Below are 21,529 nucleotides of genomic sequence, written 5' to 3'. Positions count from 1 at the left end.
AAATTTGTCATCTGTTGACCGAACCAAAAAAGCAAAAAAAATTAACATTGCACCTGCTCAATTAAGCATTTCATCATCTATCGAGGTGCGGATAAAAAACATACAACCAGTAGAAGTATACGGACTGTGAATAGATCCTGGAGACGAGCGAATGTAGTCACCCCTGCCATAAACTTCGCCATCTACCTCTAAATCGCCTTCGAGCATAAAGATTTCTTCAACAGCAGCGTGGCGATGGGGGGGATAAGTTACACCAGGTTCGGCACGAAGCAGGCAGACAATTTCGCGTTTAGCTTTGTCTACATTGAGCCTAGCCATCGTCACGCCTGGAACTGGGTGATTTCTCCAGCGCACATCACCCGCACGCACGGTAAAAGGGGGTACGGGAGGCGCAATTGGCGGGGGAGCGATCGCGGTAGTATGTAGAGATGTTTCATCCAAAATATCTACATTGGCAATACGCTGGAACAGCCGATCTTTGACACACGGAGCGATCGCCACATCAGGAAGACTGTAGGGTATAGCAGCAACACCTAAGTGAAATTCTTCTAACTCAATCTCCAACTCTGGCAACTCCGCCATACATTGCTCAACCACACGACGAGCTTGCTCTTCGAGGATGTCGAGCGCGTACAAAGGTGCAAGTTCACAGAAACAACTGTCTGAGTGTTTCATCATATCTGGCTCTCATATAGTTTGATACTAGCGCGGCCCAACTACAGAGAGCCGAGGGCATCTCGCAGCTTTCTGAGTCCTAAGCGAATTCTGGTTTTTACCGTCCCCAGAGACTTACCAGTATAAGCGGCGATTTCTACATGGGTTAGTCCTTTGAAATATGCCAACTCTATAACCTCCCGTTGCTCGCATGGGAGTTGGTTAATAGCAGCTTGCACGCGATCGCGCCGCTCCTCAATTAACAAATCTTGTTCTGGAGACGTATATGCCTGGGGGAATTTTATTCCTTCTGCTTCTATTGAAGCATCTGCGGCCCGTGCAGTCCGCTTCAACGCACGCAGCCGATCCAGCGCCCTACTGCGGGTAAGCATGAACAACCAACCATCAACGCGCCCACGCTTGGAGTCGTAGTTTTTCGCTGTTCGCCATACCTGGGAGAAAACATCAAGAACTACTTCCTCAGCTTCTTCCGCAGACCCTACTATTTTCAAGGCAACAGCGTAGAGTACGCTGGCGTAGCGGTCGTAGAGTTCACCCAGCGCGGTTTGATCTTGCTGGGCGATCCTCTCCAAGATAGAGATTTCATCGATAAATGGCGGCGTCGTCATCAAAAAGATAGATCCAAGCTGAATGAGTCAGCGTATTTAAGTTTAGATTGCCTGTTTAGAAGAAGACACATCAACATGGATAACGAATTCGTCAACACATCCCCGCGCAGCCGCAGATCGTTCTCACGTCGCGGAATTATTATGACAGGGGCTGCGACTGGTGTTGCCAGTGCTTTGGGGCTGACGGCGATCGCCGATCGTGCTGGGGCTGCATCCAAGCAGGACATGAAAAATGATGCTGCCATTCTCAACAATGCCCTGTTTTACGAGCATCAAGCTATCTGGGCATACAGCTTTGCTGCGACTAAGCTGAGTGACACCGATGTTGGCAAGGCTGTTTTGGCGCTTGCACTACGCAACCAAGCCGATCACAAGAACCATCGCGATACTCTAGCAAAGGTGGTCAAAAGTTTGGGTGGAACCCCGGTGATGTCAAAATCCAGCTACGATCTTTCTTCCTATATCAAAGCGGGTGAAGGCAATATCGATTCAGATGTGAACGTAGCTAAGTTAGCACTCGCCTTAGAAGTTGACGCCGCGATCGCTTATGCACGTGAAGTTGGTAAATTGAAAACTCCAGCCCTAATCTCCGCAGGCGCAAGCATCGGCACCGTTGAGGCTTCCCACGCGACGGCGATTCGCGCCGCTTTCAAGTCGCTGGGAGTGAATATCGATTACGTTCCTGCTTCTTTTATCAGCGCTGACACCCGCAAGGATTGGGTGATTAAAGTCTAAATTTCGTCTGCGCCTAAACAAATTTGTTTAGGCGCTTCTTTTTTGATTGCCTGGGGTGTATTGTTGCTCTTAGCCAGGTATCTAAAACATTGAATGCCATTTACTTACACCCGAACTATTCGATTTCAAGATACCGATGCTGCTGGTGTCGTCTACTTTGCCAATGTCTTGGCACTATGTCACGAAGCCTATGAGGAATCGCTAGCAGCATCAGGACTTAATCTTAAGTCATTTTTTAGCAATCCAGCTGTTGCCATTCCTATTGTTCATGCCAGCGTAGATTTTTATCGCCCTATGTTTTGCGGCGATCGCACCGTCATTCAGCTAAAACCCCAACAGCTTAATGAGTCAAAGTTTGACACTGTTTATCAAATTTTTCCGGTTTCCTCAGAGCAAGTTATTGCTAAGGCAATTACCAAGCACGTCTGTATAGATTCAGTTAACAGAACTAAAACACCACTAACACAGGAAATAGTGCAATGGTTGAGACAGTGGAGTAACGAGATAGATTGCTAATTTTATATTTTCTATAAACGAGTCAAATCGTAACTTGTCTTGCGTTTTTTAATTATTATAATTTTCTTTTTCTTAGTTAATCTTTTTTGTAGTAATAAACCTATTATATAAAAACTTATAAAATTCAATACAAAAGATAATATATAGGCAACACCTAAAAGCCAGCCAGTCCCAGGTTTTAATATAAATATTAAAATTAATATCCAGGGGAAGACAGGCATAAACAGCATCAATCCGCCTGTTAAAACTTTAAAGTTACAGAAGATAGCAACATAAATTATTACAAATGCTGTAATGAGACTATAAATTGATGCAAATAGAAATCCTAATATTGGCTTTCGTCTAGTCATAAACTTAAATTTAAATAATTAACTGCAACTTATTAATAAATTTGGCAGGCTCCAAGCTATTTTTTGCTAGGAATTATACGGGATTTAACGATAATTTTGTTTAGCTCATCTTGGTTGAGTTTACCTCCAGCGTTGCGGGGCAAACTTTCAACCTGTAACCAATATTTAGGGTGCTTGTATTTAGTTAATTTAGAAGCGATCGCGGCTTGCAATATCTCAGCAGAAACAGCGGAAGTGTTAGCGACATAAACAGCCGTAACAGCTTGTCCCCACTGAAAATCCGGCACGCCAATCACGCAAACATCAGCAACCAGGTTAGTTTCTCTAATCGCAGCTTCCACTTCAGGCGGAAACACATTTTCACCCCCAGTAATGATTTTATTGCTGTTACGACCAACAACGTTTAAATAACCTCGATCGTCAATAAAGCCTAAATCATCTGTCTGAAAATGCTGCTGGTTGCTAAAAAATTCTGGATAATAACCAAGTGCTAGCGAATCAGCCGCAATATTAATAATCCCGGTTTTATTAGTGCCTAATATTTCGCCACTTTCACTGCGAATTGTTACTTTTGCATGGGGTAAAACGTGGCCAGCGCTATTATTGCCGTTGAGGAAATCTTCAGGTTTGAGAGTGACAATTTGTGATGCTGTTTCGGTCATACCGTAAGTAGGCGCTACCCTAATTTTGTGGCGCCTCGCGTCTTCCAGAAGTTCTCGCCAAGCTGGTGCGCCCCCCAGAAGCACTGTTTTAAATTTGGCTAACCAGGCGGTTAATTCTGGATTTTGTAAGAGACGTTGCAGCTGAGTTGGCACTAAGGATATGAAAAAATCTTCTGGATTAATGTCACATTTGACACCAAGCTCTAGTGTTTTTGACGGCATAATAACCAACTTGCCCCCGGTAGTGAAGGAGCGCATGAATTGCATTAAACCGCTGACGTGATAAGGCGGCAATACACAAAAGGAATTGATTTGAGATACCTGAAAATACTGTTGAAAGCCTTGCACCGATGCCATCAATGTTTCCCAAGTATGGATGGCAAAACGCATTTTCCCCGATGAACCACCAGTGGGAATCATAATCCAATTGTGGATATTTCTGAGATGGTGGTTTGATTCCACTAAATGAGTAACTTGTTCAATTTCACTTTTAGCCCAATTTGGATTCATTAAAAAAATTGGATTTCCAGCGGCACAAGCACCTATGAAATGCCCTAAAAATTTTACTTGGTCTGGCCAGGATAGTAAAGTTTTGTCGTTTATACGCGGTTTTTTAAATAGTGTTAACTGCTGAAAATTTTGGCAAGTAAAACGAATAAACTTTACAGAGGCGCGATGATATAAGTGTCCCTTGGTGTCATAAGCAATCAGCCAATCATCCTTAGCGCGTTTATTGATATAGTCTAGAGGCGATTCCATAAGTTCTCAAAGCTGGTTTCATCATCTTCGTCGAACCAGTGGTTGACGCCAAATCCTACTGCGCGATCGCGTCTCGACAGTTCAGCCGCCAACTGTAGCGCAGCCTGTCTGCCAATAGGAGTTTCAAATACAGAGGAAAAAACAGCATCAATTGTATGCTGTTGGCAGAATTGGCGCAACCTGGATGAGGAACCAGCGATCGCGGGCTTAATGACAAAAATACCGCGCCAACCCTGTTGATAGCAAGCTTGCAATTGCTCAATTGTAGCAACAGATTCATCCAAGGCTATGGGGGTAGAATGCTGGCCGGCCAATTCCAACATAGCCGCAAATTTATTTATGGGGAGGGGTTGTTCTATAAATTCGATATAGCTCGCGCGATCGCCAACGTTGAGCCATGCATTTGTCTCTTCCCAGCTTAGCCCCCCATTGGCATCTAATCGCAATTTCACCGATTCCGGGATTGACTGAATCAGTTGGTTGAAAATATTGAGTTCCTGTTGAATTGGGGCAACCCCAATCTTCCATTTAAAAGTACGATATCCCCGCTCCCAAAGTGGTTGCCATTGATTTAAAACTGCTTCCCCAGCAGGCAATAAGCCACTGTAAGTAATTTGAGCGTTTAGATTTTTGATTTTAGAGGGGGAATTATTAACTAATGCCAAATCTAAAGCTGATTCAAAGCCAAACTGACAAGCAGGGAGAGCCGCTGGAATAGAAAAAATTGTTTCCGCTGTAATTTTATTCGGCAGTTCGCGACAAAAATCCCAAGCATCTGCAAAAGTTTCCGAGCCAAACCAGGAAAGCGGGGCAATTTCTCCAAATCCGATTTTTTCATTCTCATCGGTAAGACGGAGGATAATGCCCTCGCGGATATCCCAGATGCCTTTGCTAATTTGTAGGGGACGCTTGAAGTGACGCCGATAAGGCCGAAAATCGAACCGATATTGCATCACCCCATCGGCAGAATAAAGCCCAACGCTAACAGCAACCCGCTCCAAAAATGCAATTTTACGGCGATGAATTTGCAGTTACTAACGTCTTTTGGCTGATTGTGAAATTTCCCGACGTGCTGGCATAACTGCACGGCAAAGGGCAAACTTGCAAAAATGAGTAACGTCCAGATGGGGAAAAATCCTAATGACACAAATAGCACGGTCAGCGCGTAAATACTACCACAAAACCAGGGTAAGAGTTGGGCAGATTTTTCCGTCCCCAGCCGGACAATGGGAGATTTTTTTCCTGCTGCCAAATCATCAGCAACTTGGTGAAAATGGGAGCAAAACAAAATTAACGAGGTAGTAATTCCCACAATAACCGATGCTGCCAGACCGATTTTTGACCAAGTTGCGGTTTGACTGTAGTATGCCGCCGCAATAGCTATGGGACCAAAGCAGATAAAACAAATAATTTCCCCCAAACCCTGGTAGCCTAAACGAAAGGGAGGCCCTTGGTAGCTGTATCCCAAAGCACAAGACAGTAGAACTAGGGCAATTACAGTGAAGTCTTGCTGTAACCAGGCGATCGCCACTATACCCACTATGCCCAAAACTAGAAATAGATTGGCCAGCCAGAAAATTAAAGATTTGTTTCCTGTCAAGTTTACAAGCGAGTGGGCTTTATTCTTATCAATCCCAGTTTCGGAATCAAATACATCGTTGCTAAGATTCAGCCATGCAATAATCAAAATTGCTGACATTAAAAAGGTCGAAAATATTGCTGCGTGAAGTACTTTACTTTCTGCATAAGCCACAGCCGTACCCACCCAAATTGGAATAATGGCAACGCTGTACATAGGTGGCTTAATTGCTGCCATCCACAACTTACTATTTGGCTGTTCAATAAACCTTGTAGTCATCAGTCAAATTTGATTAAATTACAAAAACAAATGTTCTATGATTTCAATGTCGCTATCTAAAAAACCATCCGCGCTGACCCAACAACATGAAATGCAAGTGGTATGCCAACATGGCTTTGGGGGCATTGGCGACGACATGAGGTTCTAGACCCAGGCGACAGTCTAGGGATATGAGACTCGCGATCGCGTAGTAGAGAAGCCCCCAGCACTCGCGTCTCCCGCTTGGAAGGCGAGGGTAGGATGTTCCCCACTCCCACGCCTAAGCTCTACTAGCTATACCACGAACACCAATGTTTAATCAGATTTGAGCAACAAACGTAAGAAAAATTTGCTATCCTCATTTTTATGACAGTCACCCCCTACTGCGCTAATCTGTTTCAAGACTGCCAGGATCTGCGTCAGTTTCTTTTAACGTTTAAGCAGACCTGCGTTGAAAAAGACAATACCCAAATCGTCAGTATTTCTCAAAAAATTCCCTCCATAGATCCCCTAGCGGTTCTAGATGCGATCGCGCTGCCAGATCAATTGCATTTTTACTTTGAAAAACCAGCGCAAGGAGAAGCGATCGCTGCCATTGATACCGCAACATCGGTAAAATTATCGCATAGCGATCGCTTCTCACAAGCTCAAAAATTTATCAATTCTTGCCTCGCTAAAACTAGCAGCACGGGCACCTTAAACTTACCTTTTTCTGGGCCTCACTTCTTCTGTAGCTTCACGTTTTTTGATGACAATCTCCACGATGCTTCGCCATTTCCAGCTGCTACAATATTTCTACCCCGCTGGCAGATATCTTCTAAAAAAAATTCCTCTGTTGTAGTTGCCAATATCGTAATTGACTCTAACGTAAATTACGATTTGCTATCACAAAATATATGGGAAGAATTTCAAGCAATTAGTTCGGCTATCAGCAAAAATGTCAATAGTCCTGTCAGGCCGCGCCTACATAATTTTAAAAATTCCGATCTAAAAGCTAATAACAACTTTAAGGCATCAGTTGTATCTGCGTTAGAGTCAATTAACCGTAAACATATAAACAAAATTGTTTTATCAGACGCTATTGATGTAACGGCGAATGCTCCCTTTAACCTAGTACATTCTTTAAATAATTTACGAATAATGCATCCCGATTGCTATGTTTTTTCCACAAGCAATGGCAAGGGACAAAATTTTATAGGTGCCAGTCCAGAACGCTTAATTAAGATACACAATAGAGAATTAGAGACAGATGCCTTAGCTGGTTCAGCGCCGCGAGGGAAAACTGCAATAGAAGATGCATATTTTGCCGATGGTTTACTGACAAGCGAAAAAGAAAGGCACGAACATCGCGTCGTCAGCGATTTTATTATCCAACGCCTATCAAAACTCGGCTTGAACCCTCAACGAATGCCGCTACCTTTGCTTTTAAAACTATCTAACATCCAGCATTTATGGACGCCGATTAGAGCCAGCGTTCCTGCGGGCGTGCATCCCTTAGAAATAGTAGCGGAACTCCATCCCACCCCAGCAGTTGCAGGCGATACTAGAGAAATTGCCTGCAAGCAAATTCGCCGCTATGAAAGCTTCAACAGGTGTTTGTATGCTGCGCCTCTGGGTTGGGTAAATCATCGAGGCGACAGTGAATTTATAGTAGGAATTCGGTCGGCACTGATAGATAATTGTCGAGCCAGACTATATGCTGGAGCAGGTATAGTTGCAGGTTCCGATCCAGACAAAGAACTCGCAGAAATTCAACTAAAACTCCAAGCACTTCTCAAAGCCTTAGTATGAAATTGCCTAGTGGCCCACAACTGCCGTCTTTACTGCAAACGCTTCAAATCACCGCCCAGCCTATCCGATTTCTAGAGACGTGTGCCCAGCGTTACGGAGATACCTTTACCCTGCGCGTACTCGGCCCCAAGTCCCCACCAGTGGTATTTTTCAGCCACCCGCAGGCAATTCAATCAATTTTTACTACCCAGGCAGGAAAATTGGAACTGGGCAAGGTGACTCATATTTTCCGACCACTGACCGGAGAGCAATCCCTGATTATGCAAGATGGACAGCGCCACCAGCGCCAGCGCCAGTTGCTGATGCCCGCCCTGCATGGGGAACGACTGCATACTTATGGTAAGTTGATTTGCGCGATCGCCAGGGAAGCGATCCAGGAATGGAAACCAAACGCATCCCTCTCCATGCAAGAACCGATGTTAGAAATTTCGCTCGAAATAATCTTGCGAGTGGTTTTTGGCCTCAACCCCGGATGGCGTTACCAACAGTTAAAAGAACTGATCGGTAATATGCTGGAGTCAGTCACCTCTGACCTTTACTCCACCCAGTTTTTCTTCCCCCCACTACAGCAAGACTTAGGCGCTTGGAGTCCTTGGGGCAAGTTTGTACGACAGCAGCAGCAAATCAGAACCCTAATTTACGCTGAGATTAACGAACGCCGCGCCCAACCCAACCCCGACGCAAGGGACATCCTCTCGATGCTGATGTCTGCGCGTGACGATGCGGGAGAGATCATGACAGATGTTGAGTTAGTCGATCAATTAATTACTCTGCTACTGTTAGGCCATGAAACCACTGCGTCGGGTCTAAATTGGGCTTTCTACTGGGTTCATCGGCATCCACAAGTGCTGGACAAGTTGCTAAAGGAATTAGACCCCCTCGGTAGCAATGCCGATCCGGTAGCTATTACTCAACTGCCCTATCTCACTGCTGTGTGTAAAGAAGCGCTGCGGGTTTATCCAATTGCCCTAATTTCCCAGCCGCGCTTGGTGAAAGAATCGGTGCAATTGGAGGGTTATGAATTTGAGCCAGGGGCGATACTGGTTCCCTGCATTTATTTAGCTCACCGCCGCCCGGAAGTTTATCCAGAGCCAGACCAGTTTAAACCAGAACGCTTTTTAAACCAGAAGTTTTCGCCCTATGAGTATCTACCATTTGGAGGCGGAACCCGCAGTTGCATTGGTATGGCGCTTTCAATGTTTGAAATGAAGTTAGTGCTGGCAACTGTCGTGTCGCGCTATCAGTTGGCGATCGCCCACGATCGACCAGTGCGAGCAGTGCGTCGTGGAATCACCTTTGTCCCTTCCAGCGACTTTCAGCTAACAGTCATTGGCTCGCGATCGCTCTCGATCGCGAGCAACCCGTTGGGGGCGAGATGATTTAGTTAAACTTCTTCAAAATGTTCAACGATGGGAAATGGCTCGTAAAAATGGTGAAGAAGTTTTTTCCACTCTTGATACTCGGGAGAGCTTCTAAATCCAATTGTATGAGCTTCTAAACTCTCCCATCTAACAAGTAATAAATATTTCCCATGAACTTCAATACATCTATGAAGTTCGTGGGATAAATAGCCGTCCATAGAAGATATAATATTAGATGCTTTCTTAAAAGCCGTCTCAAAATCCACCTCCAATCCATTTTTTACGTTTAACATAACCGCTTCAAGAATCATAAAATGTTTTCAACTAATAAATTTTGTCTAACAGCTTTAGTAGCGGAAAATTAAAACACCGATACTCTAGAGTTAGCAATGCAAATTAATTTTAGCAACACGAATACAATTTGGGCTTCAGTTTTAGCAGAGACTTTAAAACAACTGGGATTAACCACAGCGGTTATCTGTCCCGGTTCGCGTTCCACACCTCTGGCGATCGCCTTTGCCCAACAAGTTCCGCATATTGATGCCATACCAGTGCTGGATGAACGTTCCGCCGCCTTCTTTGCTCTGGGAATTGCCAAACGTTCTGGTTTACCAGTAGCCTTGGTTTGCACTTCTGGAACCGCTGGCGCTAACTTTTATCCAGCTATAATTGAGGCCAGAGAAAGCCGAGTACCGCTGTTGATATTAACAGCAGATCGTCCCCCAGAATTGCGCGATTGTCATTCTGGGCAAACAATAGATCAGGTGAAATTATATGGCAATTATCCTAACTGGCAAACAGAGTTAGCAGCGCCATCTTTGGAAATGGGAATGCTGCGTTATTTGCGACAGACGATTATTCATGCGTGGGAGCGATCGCTCTTCCCTACCCCCGGATCGGTTCATCTTAATATACCCTTTCGCGACCCCCTCGCACCCATTCCAGAAGCCGCCGCATTAGAACTGCGATCGCACTTTCAAATAGAAGATTTCTTTGCTGGAGTACGCACATTTACCCCTAATGTTTCTCCCTTGCTAGGAGAAGCAACCAGCACCCTAGACTCCGCAATAGAAGAATGGCAACAATGCGACAGAGGAATTATTATTGCTGGTACGCAATCGCCGAGATTTCCTAAAGAATATTGTAGTGCGATCGCGCAACTCTCCCAAACCTTAAAATGGCCTGTTCTAGCTGAGGGATTATCGCCCTTAAGAAACTATGTTGAACTAAACCCTTATCTAATTTCCAGTTACGATCTAATCCTGCGTAACCAAAAACTAGCACAACAACTAACACCAAAAATAGTAATTCAAATAGGCGAATTGCCCACAAGCAAACAACTGCGAACCTGGCTAGACGACACCCAACCGCAACGTTGGATAATCGACCCCAGCCACCACAATTTAGATCCGCTTCACGGCAAAACCACCCACTTACGCCTATCTATTGTAGAGACGCGATTCATCGCATCTCCCCACCCTGCGCCTTCTAGCCAAAACGATTATCTACAGTTGTGGTGTGAAATTGAAGGCAAAGTTAGGCAAGCAATTGATAATAAAATGATTGCAATAAATCACCTACTTGAAAGCAAAACAGCTTGGTTAATTTCCCATACTTTACCGCCAGAGACACCTATATTTATTGCCAATAGTATGCCCGTGCGAGATGTAGAGTTTTTCTGGACAAGTAATAACTTTGGACTTCAACCTTTTTTCAATCGTGGTGCGAATGGCATTGATGGAACCTTATCAACTGCTTTGGGAATTGCCCATCGCCATCAAAGTAGCGTGATGCTGACGGGAGATTTAGCATTATTGCACGACACCAACGGTTTTTTGTTGCGAAACAAGTTTGTAGGACATATGACAATTATCTTAATTAATAATAACGGTGGCGGTATATTTGAAAACTTACCCATTGCCAAATTCGAGCCACCCTTCGAGGAATTTTTTGCCACGCCACAAGATATTAACTTTGACCAACTTTGTGCCACTTATAATCTAGAACATGAATTGATTGATTCTTGGGAGCATCTGAAGCAACGCTTGAACCCACTACCAACTAAAGGAATTAGGGTATTGGAAATAAGGACAGATCGCAAGGCAGATGCAAAGTGGCGACAGGATAACTTAGGGAAATTCGCACTATAGCTACTATAAATAAAACTTCGCCATATTAAATCTATATTAATTCTTCTGGCCGAAGAGCCATCTGCCAGCGATCGCCCTCATTATTCCCTAAAAATTAACAACCCCCAGCAACGGCTTGAGGGTTAAAAAATATTACGCCATATTTAACTAAAAACACCTGCTAAAAAGTATCCGCTTGCTGATAAACCGCACTCAAGGTAGGGCTCGTATAAGCCGTTACCACCTTGCTAAATCCACCCAATATAATTAATGCCAATATTGCTAGCGCACCCGACTTCTGCCACCAGTTAAAACTGCGCGAAGCTATCATTGGCTGGACATCAATATTAGCATTCTCCTCGTAGGCCAGAGCCATAAGAATATATGCAAGAGTTTCCATGTTTTTAACCCAAAAACACTTTTAGACACTCCATTATGCATGAATATTACAGCAAATCTGGAAATTATTTCCACGCAAACTTAATTTCTACTTGAAGTAGCTAGCTACCTACTGCGTTAAAATTCTCAAGCTGAAAGTAGGGCACTCTATCCTCATGCAAATTAACTGGCAAACCGCCAAAACTTACGAAGACATCTTATACCACAAAACAGACGGCATCGCTAAAATTACCATCAATCGTCCGCACAAGCGCAACGCCTTCCGTCCTAAAACCGTCTTTGAACTCTATGATGCTTTCAGCAATGCCCGCGAAGATACCCGCATCGGCGTCGTCCTCTTCACGGGTGCTGGCCCTCACACCGATGGCAAATATGCCTTCTGTTCTGGTGGCGACCAAAGCGTGCGCGGTGAAGCTGGATATATAGACGAAGATGGCACCCCGCGCCTCAACGTCCTGGATTTGCAACGCTTAATCCGTTCCATGCCCAAAGTCGTAATAGCCCTTGTCGCTGGTTACGCTATCGGCGGCGGTCACGTTCTGCACCTAATATGCGATCTCACAATTGCCGCAGATAATGCAATTTTTGGACAAACTGGCCCCAAAGTCGGCAGTTTTGACGGGGGGTTTGGTGCCAGCTACCTTGCCCGCATCGTCGGTCAAAAAAAGGCGCGAGAAATTTGGTATCTCTGCCGCCAGTACAACGCACAGCAAGCCTTAGAAATGGGCTTAGTTAATTGTGTCGTCCCTGTCGAACAGCTAGAACAAGAAGGCGTCCAGTGGGCTAGCGAAATTTTAGAAAAAAGTCCCATTGCAATTCGTTGCTTGAAAGCTGCCTTCAATGCCGACTGCGACGGTCAAGCTGGACTGCAAGAACTGGCAGGTAACGCCACTTTACTCTATTACATGACTGAGGAAGGAGCTGAAGGGAAACAGGCATTTTTAGAAAAACGTCCCCCCGATTTTCGCCAATACCCTTGGCTACCTTAAAAACAAGAAGATGTGGGGGCGTGGCAACGCCCCCGCTGTGAGATTGGTTAGCCTCCCCAAAGCGGGTATTTTCCCCTAAATAAATTTGCGTAAGCCTAAAATCTCTAACTGTAGACAAAATATTGCCAATAATAAAAAAATCGCACCTTTGATTAAAGGTGCGATCGCCTAGACACTTGTATTTTTTGGAAATTTCGGAGAAAATTTTTATTGTTTTATAAAACCCGCGCGGGCGAAACTGCCATATCTTTATAAGCAGGTGCAATCTTTTCTTCTGAAGCGTTTGAATTTGAGTAGCCCGAGGCACATTCTGCCGAAACCGCTTGTTGTATCTTTAACGTTTCTTCTGGCCAAACGACGATCCCTTCTAGTTTTTCCCATGAAGGCGCAAACGGCGGTAATGCCAAAGAACAGGCACTCCAACTGCCTCTAACAGGTACGCCGAGTTGTTGGCAAAGACCACCGCGCCGTCCCTCTGGCCTGTAATGCCGACAAGAGCGGCAGGCAGAAGTTAAAAAATTCAGTGTCTTCATGGGAGTACCTTTTGGGATAATCTTTATCTGACATTCATCTTAGATTTCCCCCATAATGGCAAAAGAGCATTTAAGCGAAGCTGGCAATTATCCTGTATAGGTTCTAGCGATCCCCAGCTAAAAATGGCTTTAATAATTTCTTAAGTCTTCTGTTATAGATAGATACATTTTGGGATTAATTACACACATTTTATTTTTCCCTGCAAAATCAGCTAATAAGCTGATTTTTTATAAAAACCAATGGGGATCAAGGGAAACGTTAAACAGCAGGCGCAAGCAGAGACGCGATTTTAACCCAATAATCAGACTTTGAACGATTTATGTTAGCAGGAATTTGTTAAAAGATTTGGAAGATAAGATTAAAGCTTACAAAGTTTAAATTAAAGTGATTGCTCACTTTCATAGAGATAGCGAAGAAAAATAATAGGTCGATCGTCTGCCATAAGATAGATATTTGACAAAAGGAGAAAAAAATAAGACTACGCTGGGGCGATCGCCCCAGCAGGCTGTTCAAATTTAATTTGCCTATAGGCAGTGGGCAAAAGTCTTGAAGCACATAGCTTTTCTTCCTTTTGCCTTTTAAGTTTTGATTTACTTACTAAGGCTGCCGATCTTGCCACTGGCGAGTAGCACATAGAGAACAGACATTCCAGCGCTGGAGTTCGCCAGGTGGCGTCGGGCACTCGCAAGCTGGGCAAAGGGGTAAGTGTTGCGATCGCGATCGCACCAAAGCCGCCCACTGTTCAAAAGCCGCAGTTGCACTAACACCGCCTAGAACCTGACTGACTGGAGTTGCAGAACGTTCCTCAACAACACGACTGGGATGCTTTTCCCACAAAACCGATGCTTGCCTATCAACGGGAGCCTTGTTCTGCCACTGAGCAGTAGAAAAACGCATGTCAGTTAATTGCTCCCCCAAGACAGCATTCAACTTTTTGAGTATGCTAGGGCGTCTTAAAGTAAGTTCTTGCGTCCAAACAGAGCTGGATGCAGCCACCTGCAAAACACCCCGCTGAATCGCCAGGGGTCGAGTCTGAGAAGACGCCGCCGCGCCCACAACATCAGGCCAACACTTAAGCAAACGTTGAAATTCCCTCACGCTTTGCCACGAGGGCTGATTTTCCAAAGCGCCTAAGATATTATTAAAAGATTTGAAAGACATCCTGCTAATCTCTATTTAACTGGCTTCGATCGTAACCAAATGATATGAGTCAAGCTTCCTCTGTTGATACCCAAGATCGCACATCTCCAAATCCGTCCATCAAACCAGCTTTGCAAGCTGCCCTGAGCAGTCTTGACGTGCAACTGGACGAAGAATTATCCCGCTATCGGCGTCAAAAATCCGGGCGTCCGGTGATGGCTCCTCGCGGGCTTGGGCGGAACCAGGCTCGCAAATCCATAGATTTGATGTCGGTTAGCAGCAAAGGCAGTAAAACGAATGCAGTGCCAGCTACGCTAGCTACCACCGCACTAGCAAGCACTGCCCAAGCAGCATCGGCAAGCCAGACCCCAGAAGCCCCGAATTTTTTAGCGACACAAAGCGATAAGTTGGCGTCTCCACAACAGCCAAGAGTCGAGGCGGCAATGCTGGATACCCCTGAGCCAAATTCAGCCTCAGAACCATTGTCCTTTACACTGGCTAAACCCGCTGGCGCTGCCCAAGAAGCCAACAATAAGACGGGCGCAAAGATTGCCGAAGAGTCAAAAGAAGGTGGTTCGCAAGGTAATGCAGGAGGAAATCTAGTGTACGCGCCTCCGACCCGTCAGCCAGATGATTATCTAGCCTCTTCAGAACAACTGCTGCGGAGTCTGTCTGAGGAAGAAGCAGAAGTTCGGGCAGAACGCAAGTTCCTAGACAACGTGCTGACGCCGCTAGGAGTAGGCTCGATGTTGCTTTTGCTGCTGTCGAGTGCAACGGTGGGTTACATAGCGATGAATCCGTCTAGCCTCGATGGGTTAGGGCTGAAGAAATTCTGGAAGCCAAGCACGCCCACCGTCGCGCAAAGTCCCTCGGCGCCGACCCCCAGCACTCCTAAACCTGCGATCGCGTCAACGGTTGCCCAAGGCCCCAACCTCGCTTCCGGAGAATTTCAAGAACTGAGTTTGGATAACCTTAGTAGCGTCAGCGCTAAACCTAGCATTGCACCAGCGCCAGTTACCCCCCAGCAAAATTTACCCAGAGCGGCGGCGATCGCAGTCCCCAGCCCGTCGAGTCCCCCTCAAGCAGACCCCGGACGCTCGTCCAATATAGCCTCTGCTCTCCTACCCCAGGTGCTAGAGTCGGCGCCCCTACCGCCGCCAAGGGCTGTGCCGCAGGTAAAAACAGCTCTCGTGCCCCCTGCAACAAATACGCTGCCCAGTTTGGCACCAGGAGCGGCTGTTAATCCATCCCCTGCGCCCACCACGTCTGCTGCTACAGCAAAAGTACTTGCGAAACCTGCGCCGGGTCAAAAGGATTTTTATTACGTGGTAACGAACTACGAGAGCGATCGCACCCTTGAGGAAATGCGAAAAGTAGCTAAGGACGCCTATGTGGTTAACATTCCACAGGGGCCGAGGATCGCCTTGGGTGCTTTCACAAATCCTGCCGAGGCTGAAACAAGAGTTCAACAGCTACAGAAAACAGGAATTGCTGCGGAGGTTTATCATCCTTAAAATGAATAAAAACTATGCCTGTTGCCCTAGTTTGCAGGTCAATTGTTCTTGGTTGTGCGCCTGTGTACCTGGTTAGGGCTAAGGTTAGTTTTTTGTCATTAGAGGGTTAGTGAACTAAAACGCTAAGATACGATGAGGCAAAAGTTGCCCTACTAATTTTTTGGCTAGCGAGAAATCGCACAGCCCAGTCACCCTGCTTACCGCTGTAAATGGAGATGCGATATGGGATTTACGAACCGCATCCTGCGAGTGATTCGAGCCAAGCTCAATAAGATGATCGGTCGCTCTGAAGATCCGGAAAAAATCCTGGAAAAAGCGGTAGCTCAAATGCAGGAAAATTTGATTCAACTGCGACAGGCTGTAGCGAACGCGATCGCTACCAAAAAACGAACTCAACGACAACTCGACGGGGCAAAAGCCAAGGGTGACGAGTGCTACGCCCGCTCCCAACTAAACTGGCAAAAAGGTGATGAAAAATTAGCACGAGAAGCCCTGATTAAGCGCAGAGCGTACCAGGGAATAGCCGTTGCAATGGAAGCCCATCTAGCAACTCAAAAGACGGTAATCGAGCAGCTAAAGAAGGATATGCGGAAGCTCGAAGCCAAAATTTCCGAGCTGAAAACGCAAAAAGACCTGTACATAGCCCGCGTCCGCGAAGCGGAAACTTCTGCAATAATCAAGGAAATGCTGGATATAGATACCAGCACTTCCTTGGATGCCTTCAAGAAGATAGAAGAGAAACTTCTAGAGCTAGAAGCGCAGACAGAAGCGATCGCCGAACTGGAAATCGATGAACTAGCTGAGAAATTTGTCTCACCCGAAGCTACAAAACAGATTGACGATGAATTAACAGCAATAAAAGCCCAACTTATAAATAGGGAAAACCTACCGCCGCACCTCCCGACAACGGACACCCAGACTGTCGGATTAACGTCATCTGAACCTATAGCAGCGATCGATCCTAGCCTAGAGGTAGATAGATCGAAGCTACCCTCACAATTAAATGGTTCTTGAGTCCCCATCTACCGTTTTTGCCTACAAATTTCTAAACTGGATTAAGAAGCCTAGTGTCCTTAACGTTTCCTAAAGGCTTTCCGAAGTTGCTCAAAGTCTGGCCGTAGACTTGAGGAGAATGGCTGATAGACGGAACCGATGAACAGTCCGCAAAAATAGCTAAATTAAACTTATAGGCTCCAAACCAAAAGCCTGTCAAATACTTACCTAGTACATTCCAAGAGGATAAACAGCGTCATGGGATTATTCGATCGCATTAGCCGAGTCGTCAAAGCCAATATGAACGACCTGGTGAGCAAGGCTGAAGACCCAGAAAAAATTCTGGAGCAGTCCATCATGGATATGGGAGAAGACCTGGTGCAGTTGCGTCAGGCGGTTGCCAGAGCCATTGCCACCCAAAAACGGACGCAGCAACAGTACAACCAAGCTCAAACCGAGGCAAATAACTGGCAGCAACGCGCCCAGTTAGCCTTGCAAAAAGGTGATGAAAATCTAGCTCGCGAAGCTCTAGTCCGCAAGAAGAGTCATGCTGACACGGCGGCGACGCTGAAAACATCGCTTGATGGGCAAACGGGTCAGGTGGATACTCTCAAGCGCAACCTGATTGCTCTAGAAAGTAAGATTTCTGAAGCCAAGACCAAGAAGGATATGCTCAAGGCGCGGGTGCAAGCTGCCAAAGCTCAGGAGCAACTGCAAAACACGATTGGTTCGCTCAACACCAATAGCGCTATGGGTGCCTTCGAGCGTATGGAAGAGAAAGTCTTGATGATGGAAGCTCGTTCCCAAGCAGCGCAGGAGATAGCAGGTTCTAGTCTGGAAGAACAATTTCTGGCGCTCGAAGGTGGCAGCGACGTTGATGATGAATTGGCGGCGATGAAAGCTCAGATGCTACCAGGAACCTCCCAGCCAACTCAAGCCTTACCCGCAGCTAGCCCAACGTCGTCCAACAAACCCAATTCAGCGGTCGATGCGGAGTTGGAAGAACTACGAAATAAGCTCAACCAGTAGGTATCGCTGCTTTCACAACCTTTTATTGGCCGAGACTAGGCGCGCTGGGGCATCTGTCGTTTTGACTGGTTCCAGATAAACTATCTTGGCCTAAATTTTTTGGTAATCTTAGTTTGTTGATAAATGGCGGTTAACAGAGGGGGGCATGAGCAGCGTTATTACCATTACCGATGCTGAATTTGAAACAGAGGTTTTGAAATCCTCGCATCCGGTATTAGTGTATTTTTGGGCTTCATGGTGCGGCCCTTGCCGCCTAGTGTCGCCGTCGGTGGCTTGGGCAGCCGAAAATTATGGCGATCGCCTCAAGGTCGTCAAGATAGAGGTAGATGCCAATCGCGAAACTGTCGCTAAATATAAGGTGGAAGGAGTCCCCGCACTGCGTTTGATTAAAGACAATCAAGAGATTGCATCCTACGAGGGGGCGATCGCTAAACCAAAACTAGCCAGCTTCTTGGACACTCACCTCAGCAGTTGTTAATTGCCACTGTTCATGGTTCGTTGTCCTTTGTTCCTGGTTTATTGCCATCAACTACGAACAATGAACAACGGACACGGGACAGCGGAAAACAGACAAAGGATAGAATATGCAATTTGCCAAGCGTTTACAACCATTGCAATCCAATGTCTTTGCCGATATGGATCGAGCCAAGGCTGCATCTAGGGCATCTGGAAAGGACATAATTGACCTGTCACTGGGGTCTTCTGATTTACCAACATCGCCTCATGTTATTGATGCGATCGCCCAATCCTTATCTGACCCCAGCACTCACGGCTATTTGCTGTTTAACGCTACTAAAGATTTCCGTATTGCTGCGGCAAACTGGTATACCCAGAAGTACGGCATCCCTGTCGATCCAGAAACTGAGGTGCTTCCCCTGATTGGTTCTCAGGAAGGGACAGCCCATTTACCATTAGCCGTGTTAAATCCGGGAGATTTTGCCCTGCTGCTCGATCCGGGCTATCCTTCGCATGTGGGTGGCGTTTATTTGGCTAGCGGTCAGATATACCCGATGCCAATAGTGGCTGAGAATAAATTTTTGCCTGTTTTTGAAGATATACCAGCACCAGTCTTAGCCCAATCGCGGATGATGGTGCTAAGTTATCCCCACAACCCCACAGCCGCGATCGCTCCTTTATCTTTTTTCAAAGAAGCTGTTGCTTTTTGCCAGCAACACAATATAGTTTTAGTTCACGATTTTCCTTACGTTGATTTGGTATTTCCCCAAGACGGAAACGAACACACCCCGGAAGCAGGGCTAATCTCTAATCCAACATCTCTAGCCCCTTCCATTCTCCAAGCCGACCCCGATAAAAGCGTTTCCATTGAGTTTTTTACTCTTTCCAAGTCTTACAACATGGGTGGCTTTCGGGTGGGATATGCTATTGGAAATGCCGACCTAATCAGGGCATTGCGGCAGGTAAAAGCCGCAGTAGATTTTAATCAGTATAAGGGTATTTTCAACGGCGCGATCGCCGCCCTGAGCGGGCCGCAAGAAGGTGTCAAGGCGATGGTAGATACTTTTCGCAGTCGCCGGGATGCCTTTATCAATGCGCTGCATCGCATTGGCTGGCACGTAAATACCCCAGACGCCACCATGTATGTGTGGGCAAAGCTGCCAGAAAATTGGGCAGAAAATTCCGTTGAATTTTGTACGAAGCTAGTTGAAAATACTGGTGTTGCTGCATCGCCTGGGGCTGGGTTTGGCAAATCTGGTGAAGGATATGTCCGATTTGCCTTAGTGCATGAGCCACATATTTTGGAAGCCGCTGTTGATAGGATATCAGTGTTTCTGCGCTCGTATTAATACTGACGGTTCTTGCACAAAAAGCCTTAAGCTTTAACTTGCAATTGCCCCATTCCACATTAAGGGTTTGTACAAAAAGCTTATAAAAACAGACCGAGCTAATCGGTTAAGCCCAATACAAGTGCAACACAAGCTCTATCAAATGCGTTAGCTTGTTCTATCAAAGCATAATTATATTAACTATTATTACAAAATTTTTCGGTGTCGTAAAACAGCCTAGATTGCAGAAAATACCCTGGATATAGCAACTGTCTTGTAAGGGGCAATTAAGACCGTATCAGTGTTTTTACGGTCGTATTAATACGGATGACGTTAGGGCAAAAAAGCTATAAAAGTAGAAGGCAAAATTTCCCTAGTGTGGTGTTTACAATTTAGGCACTAAGGACAAAATTTAAAATAATTAACCCGCAGAAACGCGATCGCATAGCGCTCTTCGCAGCAGCATAAGTACAAGGCAAACGCTATCAAGGCGGTCAGATGGCTCTAGGGATCGCGGGAAACGCCAAGCAAGATGGCCAACCTGTTGGGGCAAAGCAGCAGCAGAAAGATAAACGTGGTTATTGTCTATTCTTTACCTCAGCCTAACGGTAAATTCACGATAACTTTATTAGTTGAGTTGAAGAGTCGCATATATTGGAACTAAAGAAATCTTGGGGTTGATAAGAGTAAACAAATAGAAAAACTCAGGTTGCAAAAAAAATTGTAGTATTCGCAGAATCAATTAATAAAGCGGACAATCCCAAGAGCGATCGCGCACTTAAAGTTAACCCTAGAAATTACGGAGAAACAGAAATGGTAGGAATCGTTAAAAAATTTTTGATAGGTGCATCTGTAGCGGCTGGAATGAGCGCGATCGCCACCGCCCCTGCCTTTGCTGGAACTCTAACAGGGGCTACCATTGGCGGAACAGCAGCCAGCGACTATTACGTTTATGATTCCGATGGTACTAATACCTTTCTAGTGCCAAATAATGCAGCAAACGTGCAAAAAGCCCTAAGTGGCAACGCCGCAAGCCCTACAGGGAACGTAGAGTTAAGACGTAGCAGCGAACAAGCTAATTTTGACTTCACAAAGAACACCACCTTGACAGGTCAAATTGGCGGTAAAGACATCACCTTAAGCAGCCTGACCGAATCTGACTGGTTTGGAGCCGGACCAAAAACATACGGACAGACAAACCTTGCTAACAAGTGGTTTAACGATTTCATCACCAAGGCTGGTTACGGTGGTGTTGTTGGAAGCGGTATTGCTGCAAATATGTATACTTCCTTTTTCGGCCTTGGGGGATTCCAAGCAAGCAGCGACCCTAACATCTCTTACGTCAACCAAAATGACAGCACTGGCGAGATCAGCATTGGGCTGGCGGGTCACTTCAATTTAAAAGAGGCTTATGCTAATTCGCCAAAATTTGCCAGCTTTGCAAGCTTGTTGCCAAACGGATTCCAAGCTAGCGAAGTCGTCAAGTACACTTACGATGGCAAGACTGACTACCTCTACAGCTTCCTTGCAACAAATTCTGGCTTAGTCAACGGTGCAGGACAAGGAGCTGATGGCAAGTCTCACAACGGCAACTATGAGGTTAAGATGCCTGGTTCAAAAGCAGTGCCAGAACCATCATCAGTGCTAGCACTTATGGCTCTGGGTGGAATCTTGGCATCCAAGCGCAAGCTGATGAAACAAGCTTAAGTTTCTAACCTTCCAAA

General features: G+C 45.7%; 22 protein-coding genes. 12 read left to right on the top strand and 10 right to left on the bottom strand.

Annotated elements, in window-relative coordinates; all coding sequences use genetic code 11:
* Window positions 1–57: 57 nt before the first annotated feature.
* Together H6F77_RS19190 and H6F77_RS19185 are read right to left on the bottom strand one after the other, a co-directional pair.
* Complete coding sequence (locus tag H6F77_RS19190) at window positions 58–678, bottom strand: cupin domain-containing protein (protein WP_206753480.1); 621 nt, start codon at window positions 676–678, stop codon at window positions 58–60.
* 38 nt (window positions 679–716) lie between these two features.
* A complete protein-coding gene (locus H6F77_RS19185) occupies window positions 717–1,283 on the bottom strand; it encodes a sigma-70 family RNA polymerase sigma factor (RefSeq protein ID WP_190490151.1) in 567 nt (188 codons plus the stop codon).
* Window positions 1,284–1,358: 75 nt separating this feature from the next.
* Between H6F77_RS19185 and H6F77_RS19180 the strand changes: the two genes are divergently transcribed.
* Both H6F77_RS19180 and H6F77_RS19175 read left to right on the top strand, forming a co-directional pair.
* Window positions 1,359–2,018: a ferritin-like domain-containing protein gene (locus H6F77_RS19180; RefSeq protein WP_190490150.1), complete on the top strand. Its 660-nt coding sequence runs from the start codon at window positions 1,359–1,361 to the stop codon at window positions 2,016–2,018.
* A 93-nt stretch (window positions 2,019–2,111) separates the two neighbouring features.
* Complete coding sequence (locus H6F77_RS19175; RefSeq protein ID WP_190490149.1) at window positions 2,112–2,534, top strand: acyl-CoA thioesterase; 423 nt, start codon at window positions 2,112–2,114, stop codon at window positions 2,532–2,534.
* 11 nt (window positions 2,535–2,545) lie between these two features.
* On the opposite strand, the gene H6F77_RS19170 is transcribed toward H6F77_RS19175, so the two are convergent.
* The 4 genes from H6F77_RS19170 to menA are packed head-to-tail and all read right to left on the bottom strand — an operon-like array spanning window position 2,546 to window position 6,163.
* Entirely contained in the window at window positions 2,546–2,884 is a 339-nt protein-coding gene (locus tag H6F77_RS19170; protein ID WP_190490148.1) for a hypothetical protein, read from the bottom strand.
* A gap of 56 nt (window positions 2,885–2,940) precedes the next feature.
* On the bottom strand, window positions 2,941–4,305 hold the full coding sequence (locus H6F77_RS19165) for a 2-succinylbenzoate--CoA ligase (RefSeq protein WP_190490147.1): 1,365 nt from the start codon (window positions 4,303–4,305) through the stop codon (window positions 2,941–2,943).
* Entirely contained in the window at window positions 4,290–5,258 is a 969-nt protein-coding gene (locus H6F77_RS19160) for an o-succinylbenzoate synthase (RefSeq protein ID WP_190490562.1), read from the bottom strand. The genes H6F77_RS19165 and H6F77_RS19160 overlap by 16 nt, the downstream gene beginning before the upstream one ends.
* Window positions 5,258–6,163 (bottom strand): 2-carboxy-1,4-naphthoquinone phytyltransferase, encoded by a 906-nt coding sequence (menA, locus tag H6F77_RS19155; RefSeq protein ID WP_190490146.1) that lies wholly within the window; start codon window positions 6,161–6,163, stop codon window positions 5,258–5,260. The genes H6F77_RS19160 and menA overlap by 1 nt, the downstream gene beginning before the upstream one ends.
* A gap of 345 nt (window positions 6,164–6,508) precedes the next feature.
* On the opposite strand from menA, the gene H6F77_RS19150 reads away from it, so the two are divergent.
* Both H6F77_RS19150 and H6F77_RS19145 read left to right on the top strand, forming a co-directional pair.
* Window positions 6,509–7,933: an isochorismate synthase gene (locus H6F77_RS19150; RefSeq protein ID WP_190490145.1), complete on the top strand. Its 1,425-nt coding sequence runs from the start codon at window positions 6,509–6,511 to the stop codon at window positions 7,931–7,933.
* Window positions 7,930–9,312 carry a cytochrome P450 gene (locus H6F77_RS19145; RefSeq protein WP_190490144.1) on the top strand — a complete coding sequence of 461 codons (1,383 nt, stop codon included), beginning with the start codon at window positions 7,930–7,932 and terminating at the stop codon, window positions 9,310–9,312. The genes H6F77_RS19150 and H6F77_RS19145 overlap by 4 nt, the downstream gene beginning before the upstream one ends.
* Before the next feature lie 5 nt (window positions 9,313–9,317).
* Here the strand turns inward: H6F77_RS19145 and H6F77_RS19140 are convergent, their stop codons facing one another.
* Window positions 9,318–9,605, bottom strand: a complete 288-nt coding sequence (locus H6F77_RS19140; RefSeq protein ID WP_190490143.1) for an antibiotic biosynthesis monooxygenase family protein — start codon at window positions 9,603–9,605, stop codon at window positions 9,318–9,320.
* Between the two features lie 78 nt (window positions 9,606–9,683).
* On the opposite strand from H6F77_RS19140, the gene menD reads away from it, so the two are divergent.
* Complete coding sequence (gene menD, locus H6F77_RS19135) at window positions 9,684–11,444, top strand: 2-succinyl-5-enolpyruvyl-6-hydroxy-3-cyclohexene-1-carboxylic-acid synthase (protein WP_190490142.1); 1,761 nt, start codon at window positions 9,684–9,686, stop codon at window positions 11,442–11,444.
* A 160-nt stretch (window positions 11,445–11,604) separates the two neighbouring features.
* On the opposite strand, the gene H6F77_RS19130 is transcribed toward menD, so the two are convergent.
* Window positions 11,605–11,823, bottom strand: a complete 219-nt coding sequence (locus tag H6F77_RS19130; protein WP_190490141.1) for a hypothetical protein — start codon at window positions 11,821–11,823, stop codon at window positions 11,605–11,607.
* Between the two features lie 154 nt (window positions 11,824–11,977).
* Between H6F77_RS19130 and menB the strand changes: the two genes are divergently transcribed.
* On the top strand, window positions 11,978–12,811 hold the full coding sequence (gene menB / locus H6F77_RS19125; RefSeq protein ID WP_190490140.1) for a 1,4-dihydroxy-2-naphthoyl-CoA synthase: 834 nt from the start codon (window positions 11,978–11,980) through the stop codon (window positions 12,809–12,811).
* A 215-nt stretch (window positions 12,812–13,026) separates the two neighbouring features.
* Here menB and H6F77_RS19120 read toward each other — a convergent pair whose 3' ends face one another.
* Both H6F77_RS19120 and H6F77_RS19115 read right to left on the bottom strand, forming a co-directional pair.
* Window positions 13,027–13,344 (bottom strand): hypothetical protein, encoded by a 318-nt coding sequence (locus H6F77_RS19120; RefSeq protein WP_190490620.1) that lies wholly within the window; start codon window positions 13,342–13,344, stop codon window positions 13,027–13,029.
* Between the two features lie 598 nt (window positions 13,345–13,942).
* Window positions 13,943–14,506 carry a DciA family protein gene (locus H6F77_RS19115; protein ID WP_190490139.1) on the bottom strand — a complete coding sequence of 188 codons (564 nt, stop codon included), beginning with the start codon at window positions 14,504–14,506 and terminating at the stop codon, window positions 13,943–13,945.
* Window positions 14,507–14,550: 44 nt separating this feature from the next.
* On the opposite strand from H6F77_RS19115, the gene H6F77_RS19110 reads away from it, so the two are divergent.
* The 6 genes from H6F77_RS19110 (at window position 14,551) to H6F77_RS19085 (ending at window position 21,512) form a co-directional block, all read left to right on the top strand.
* Window positions 14,551–15,999, top strand: coding sequence for a hypothetical protein (locus H6F77_RS19110; RefSeq protein WP_190490138.1), 1,449 nt, complete (start codon window positions 14,551–14,553; stop codon window positions 15,997–15,999).
* Window positions 16,000–16,221: 222 nt separating this feature from the next.
* Window positions 16,222–17,013, top strand: coding sequence for a PspA/IM30 family protein (locus H6F77_RS19105; RefSeq protein ID WP_190490137.1), 792 nt, complete (start codon window positions 16,222–16,224; stop codon window positions 17,011–17,013).
* 237 nt (window positions 17,014–17,250) lie between these two features.
* Window positions 17,251–18,021, top strand: a complete 771-nt coding sequence (locus H6F77_RS19100; RefSeq protein WP_190490136.1) for a PspA/IM30 family protein — start codon at window positions 17,251–17,253, stop codon at window positions 18,019–18,021.
* A gap of 145 nt (window positions 18,022–18,166) precedes the next feature.
* The gene (locus tag H6F77_RS19095; RefSeq protein WP_190490135.1) at window positions 18,167–18,499 is read left to right on the top strand and encodes a thioredoxin family protein; all 333 of its coding nucleotides are present in this window, start codon (window positions 18,167–18,169) and stop codon (window positions 18,497–18,499) included.
* Window positions 18,500–18,605: 106 nt separating this feature from the next.
* Window positions 18,606–19,826 carry an LL-diaminopimelate aminotransferase gene (locus H6F77_RS19090; RefSeq protein WP_190490134.1) on the top strand — a complete coding sequence of 407 codons (1,221 nt, stop codon included), beginning with the start codon at window positions 18,606–18,608 and terminating at the stop codon, window positions 19,824–19,826.
* A gap of 792 nt (window positions 19,827–20,618) precedes the next feature.
* Window positions 20,619–21,512, top strand: a complete 894-nt coding sequence (locus H6F77_RS19085; RefSeq protein WP_190490133.1) for an NF038130 family PEP-CTERM protein — start codon at window positions 20,619–20,621, stop codon at window positions 21,510–21,512.
* Window positions 21,513–21,529: the final 17 nt, after the last annotated feature.

Source organism: Microcoleus sp. FACHB-831, from assembly GCF_014695585.1.
In the GTDB taxonomy this organism is placed as follows: Bacteria; Cyanobacteriota; Cyanobacteriia; order Cyanobacteriales; family FACHB-T130; genus FACHB-831.
This window is presented reverse-complemented; position numbering and strand designations above follow the sequence as displayed.

What these genes read in the sequence shown, in the direction of transcription:
- H6F77_RS19190 (WP_206753480.1), bottom strand. Translation starts at nt 678, where the DNA reads ATGATGAAACACTCAGACAGTTGTTTCTGTGAACTTGCACCTTTGTAC.
- H6F77_RS19185 (WP_190490151.1), bottom strand. Translation starts at nt 1,283, where the DNA reads ATGACGACGCCGCCATTTATCGATGAAATCTCTATCTTGGAGAGGATC.
- H6F77_RS19180 (WP_190490150.1), top strand. Translation starts at nt 1,359, where the DNA reads ATGGATAACGAATTCGTCAACACATCCCCGCGCAGCCGCAGATCGTTC.
- H6F77_RS19175 (WP_190490149.1), top strand. Translation starts at nt 2,112, where the DNA reads ATGCCATTTACTTACACCCGAACTATTCGATTTCAAGATACCGATGCT.
- H6F77_RS19170 (WP_190490148.1), bottom strand. Translation starts at nt 2,884, where the DNA reads ATGACTAGACGAAAGCCAATATTAGGATTTCTATTTGCATCAATTTAT.
- H6F77_RS19165 (WP_190490147.1), bottom strand. Translation starts at nt 4,305, where the DNA reads ATGGAATCGCCTCTAGACTATATCAATAAACGCGCTAAGGATGATTGG.
- H6F77_RS19160 (WP_190490562.1), bottom strand. Translation starts at nt 5,258, where the DNA reads ATGCAATATCGGTTCGATTTTCGGCCTTATCGGCGTCACTTCAAGCGT.
- menA (WP_190490146.1), bottom strand. Translation starts at nt 6,163, where the DNA reads ATGACTACAAGGTTTATTGAACAGCCAAATAGTAAGTTGTGGATGGCA.
- H6F77_RS19150 (WP_190490145.1), top strand. Translation starts at nt 6,509, where the DNA reads ATGACAGTCACCCCCTACTGCGCTAATCTGTTTCAAGACTGCCAGGAT.
- H6F77_RS19145 (WP_190490144.1), top strand. Translation starts at nt 7,930, where the DNA reads ATGAAATTGCCTAGTGGCCCACAACTGCCGTCTTTACTGCAAACGCTT.
- H6F77_RS19140 (WP_190490143.1), bottom strand. Translation starts at nt 9,605, where the DNA reads ATGATTCTTGAAGCGGTTATGTTAAACGTAAAAAATGGATTGGAGGTG.
- menD (WP_190490142.1), top strand. Translation starts at nt 9,684, where the DNA reads ATGCAAATTAATTTTAGCAACACGAATACAATTTGGGCTTCAGTTTTA.
- H6F77_RS19130 (WP_190490141.1), bottom strand. Translation starts at nt 11,823, where the DNA reads ATGGAAACTCTTGCATATATTCTTATGGCTCTGGCCTACGAGGAGAAT.
- menB (WP_190490140.1), top strand. Translation starts at nt 11,978, where the DNA reads ATGCAAATTAACTGGCAAACCGCCAAAACTTACGAAGACATCTTATAC.
- H6F77_RS19120 (WP_190490620.1), bottom strand. Translation starts at nt 13,344, where the DNA reads ATGAAGACACTGAATTTTTTAACTTCTGCCTGCCGCTCTTGTCGGCAT.
- H6F77_RS19115 (WP_190490139.1), bottom strand. Translation starts at nt 14,506, where the DNA reads ATGTCTTTCAAATCTTTTAATAATATCTTAGGCGCTTTGGAAAATCAG.
- H6F77_RS19110 (WP_190490138.1), top strand. Translation starts at nt 14,551, where the DNA reads ATGAGTCAAGCTTCCTCTGTTGATACCCAAGATCGCACATCTCCAAAT.
- H6F77_RS19105 (WP_190490137.1), top strand. Translation starts at nt 16,222, where the DNA reads ATGGGATTTACGAACCGCATCCTGCGAGTGATTCGAGCCAAGCTCAAT.
- H6F77_RS19100 (WP_190490136.1), top strand. Translation starts at nt 17,251, where the DNA reads ATGGGATTATTCGATCGCATTAGCCGAGTCGTCAAAGCCAATATGAAC.
- H6F77_RS19095 (WP_190490135.1), top strand. Translation starts at nt 18,167, where the DNA reads ATGAGCAGCGTTATTACCATTACCGATGCTGAATTTGAAACAGAGGTT.
- H6F77_RS19090 (WP_190490134.1), top strand. Translation starts at nt 18,606, where the DNA reads ATGCAATTTGCCAAGCGTTTACAACCATTGCAATCCAATGTCTTTGCC.
- H6F77_RS19085 (WP_190490133.1), top strand. Translation starts at nt 20,619, where the DNA reads ATGGTAGGAATCGTTAAAAAATTTTTGATAGGTGCATCTGTAGCGGCT.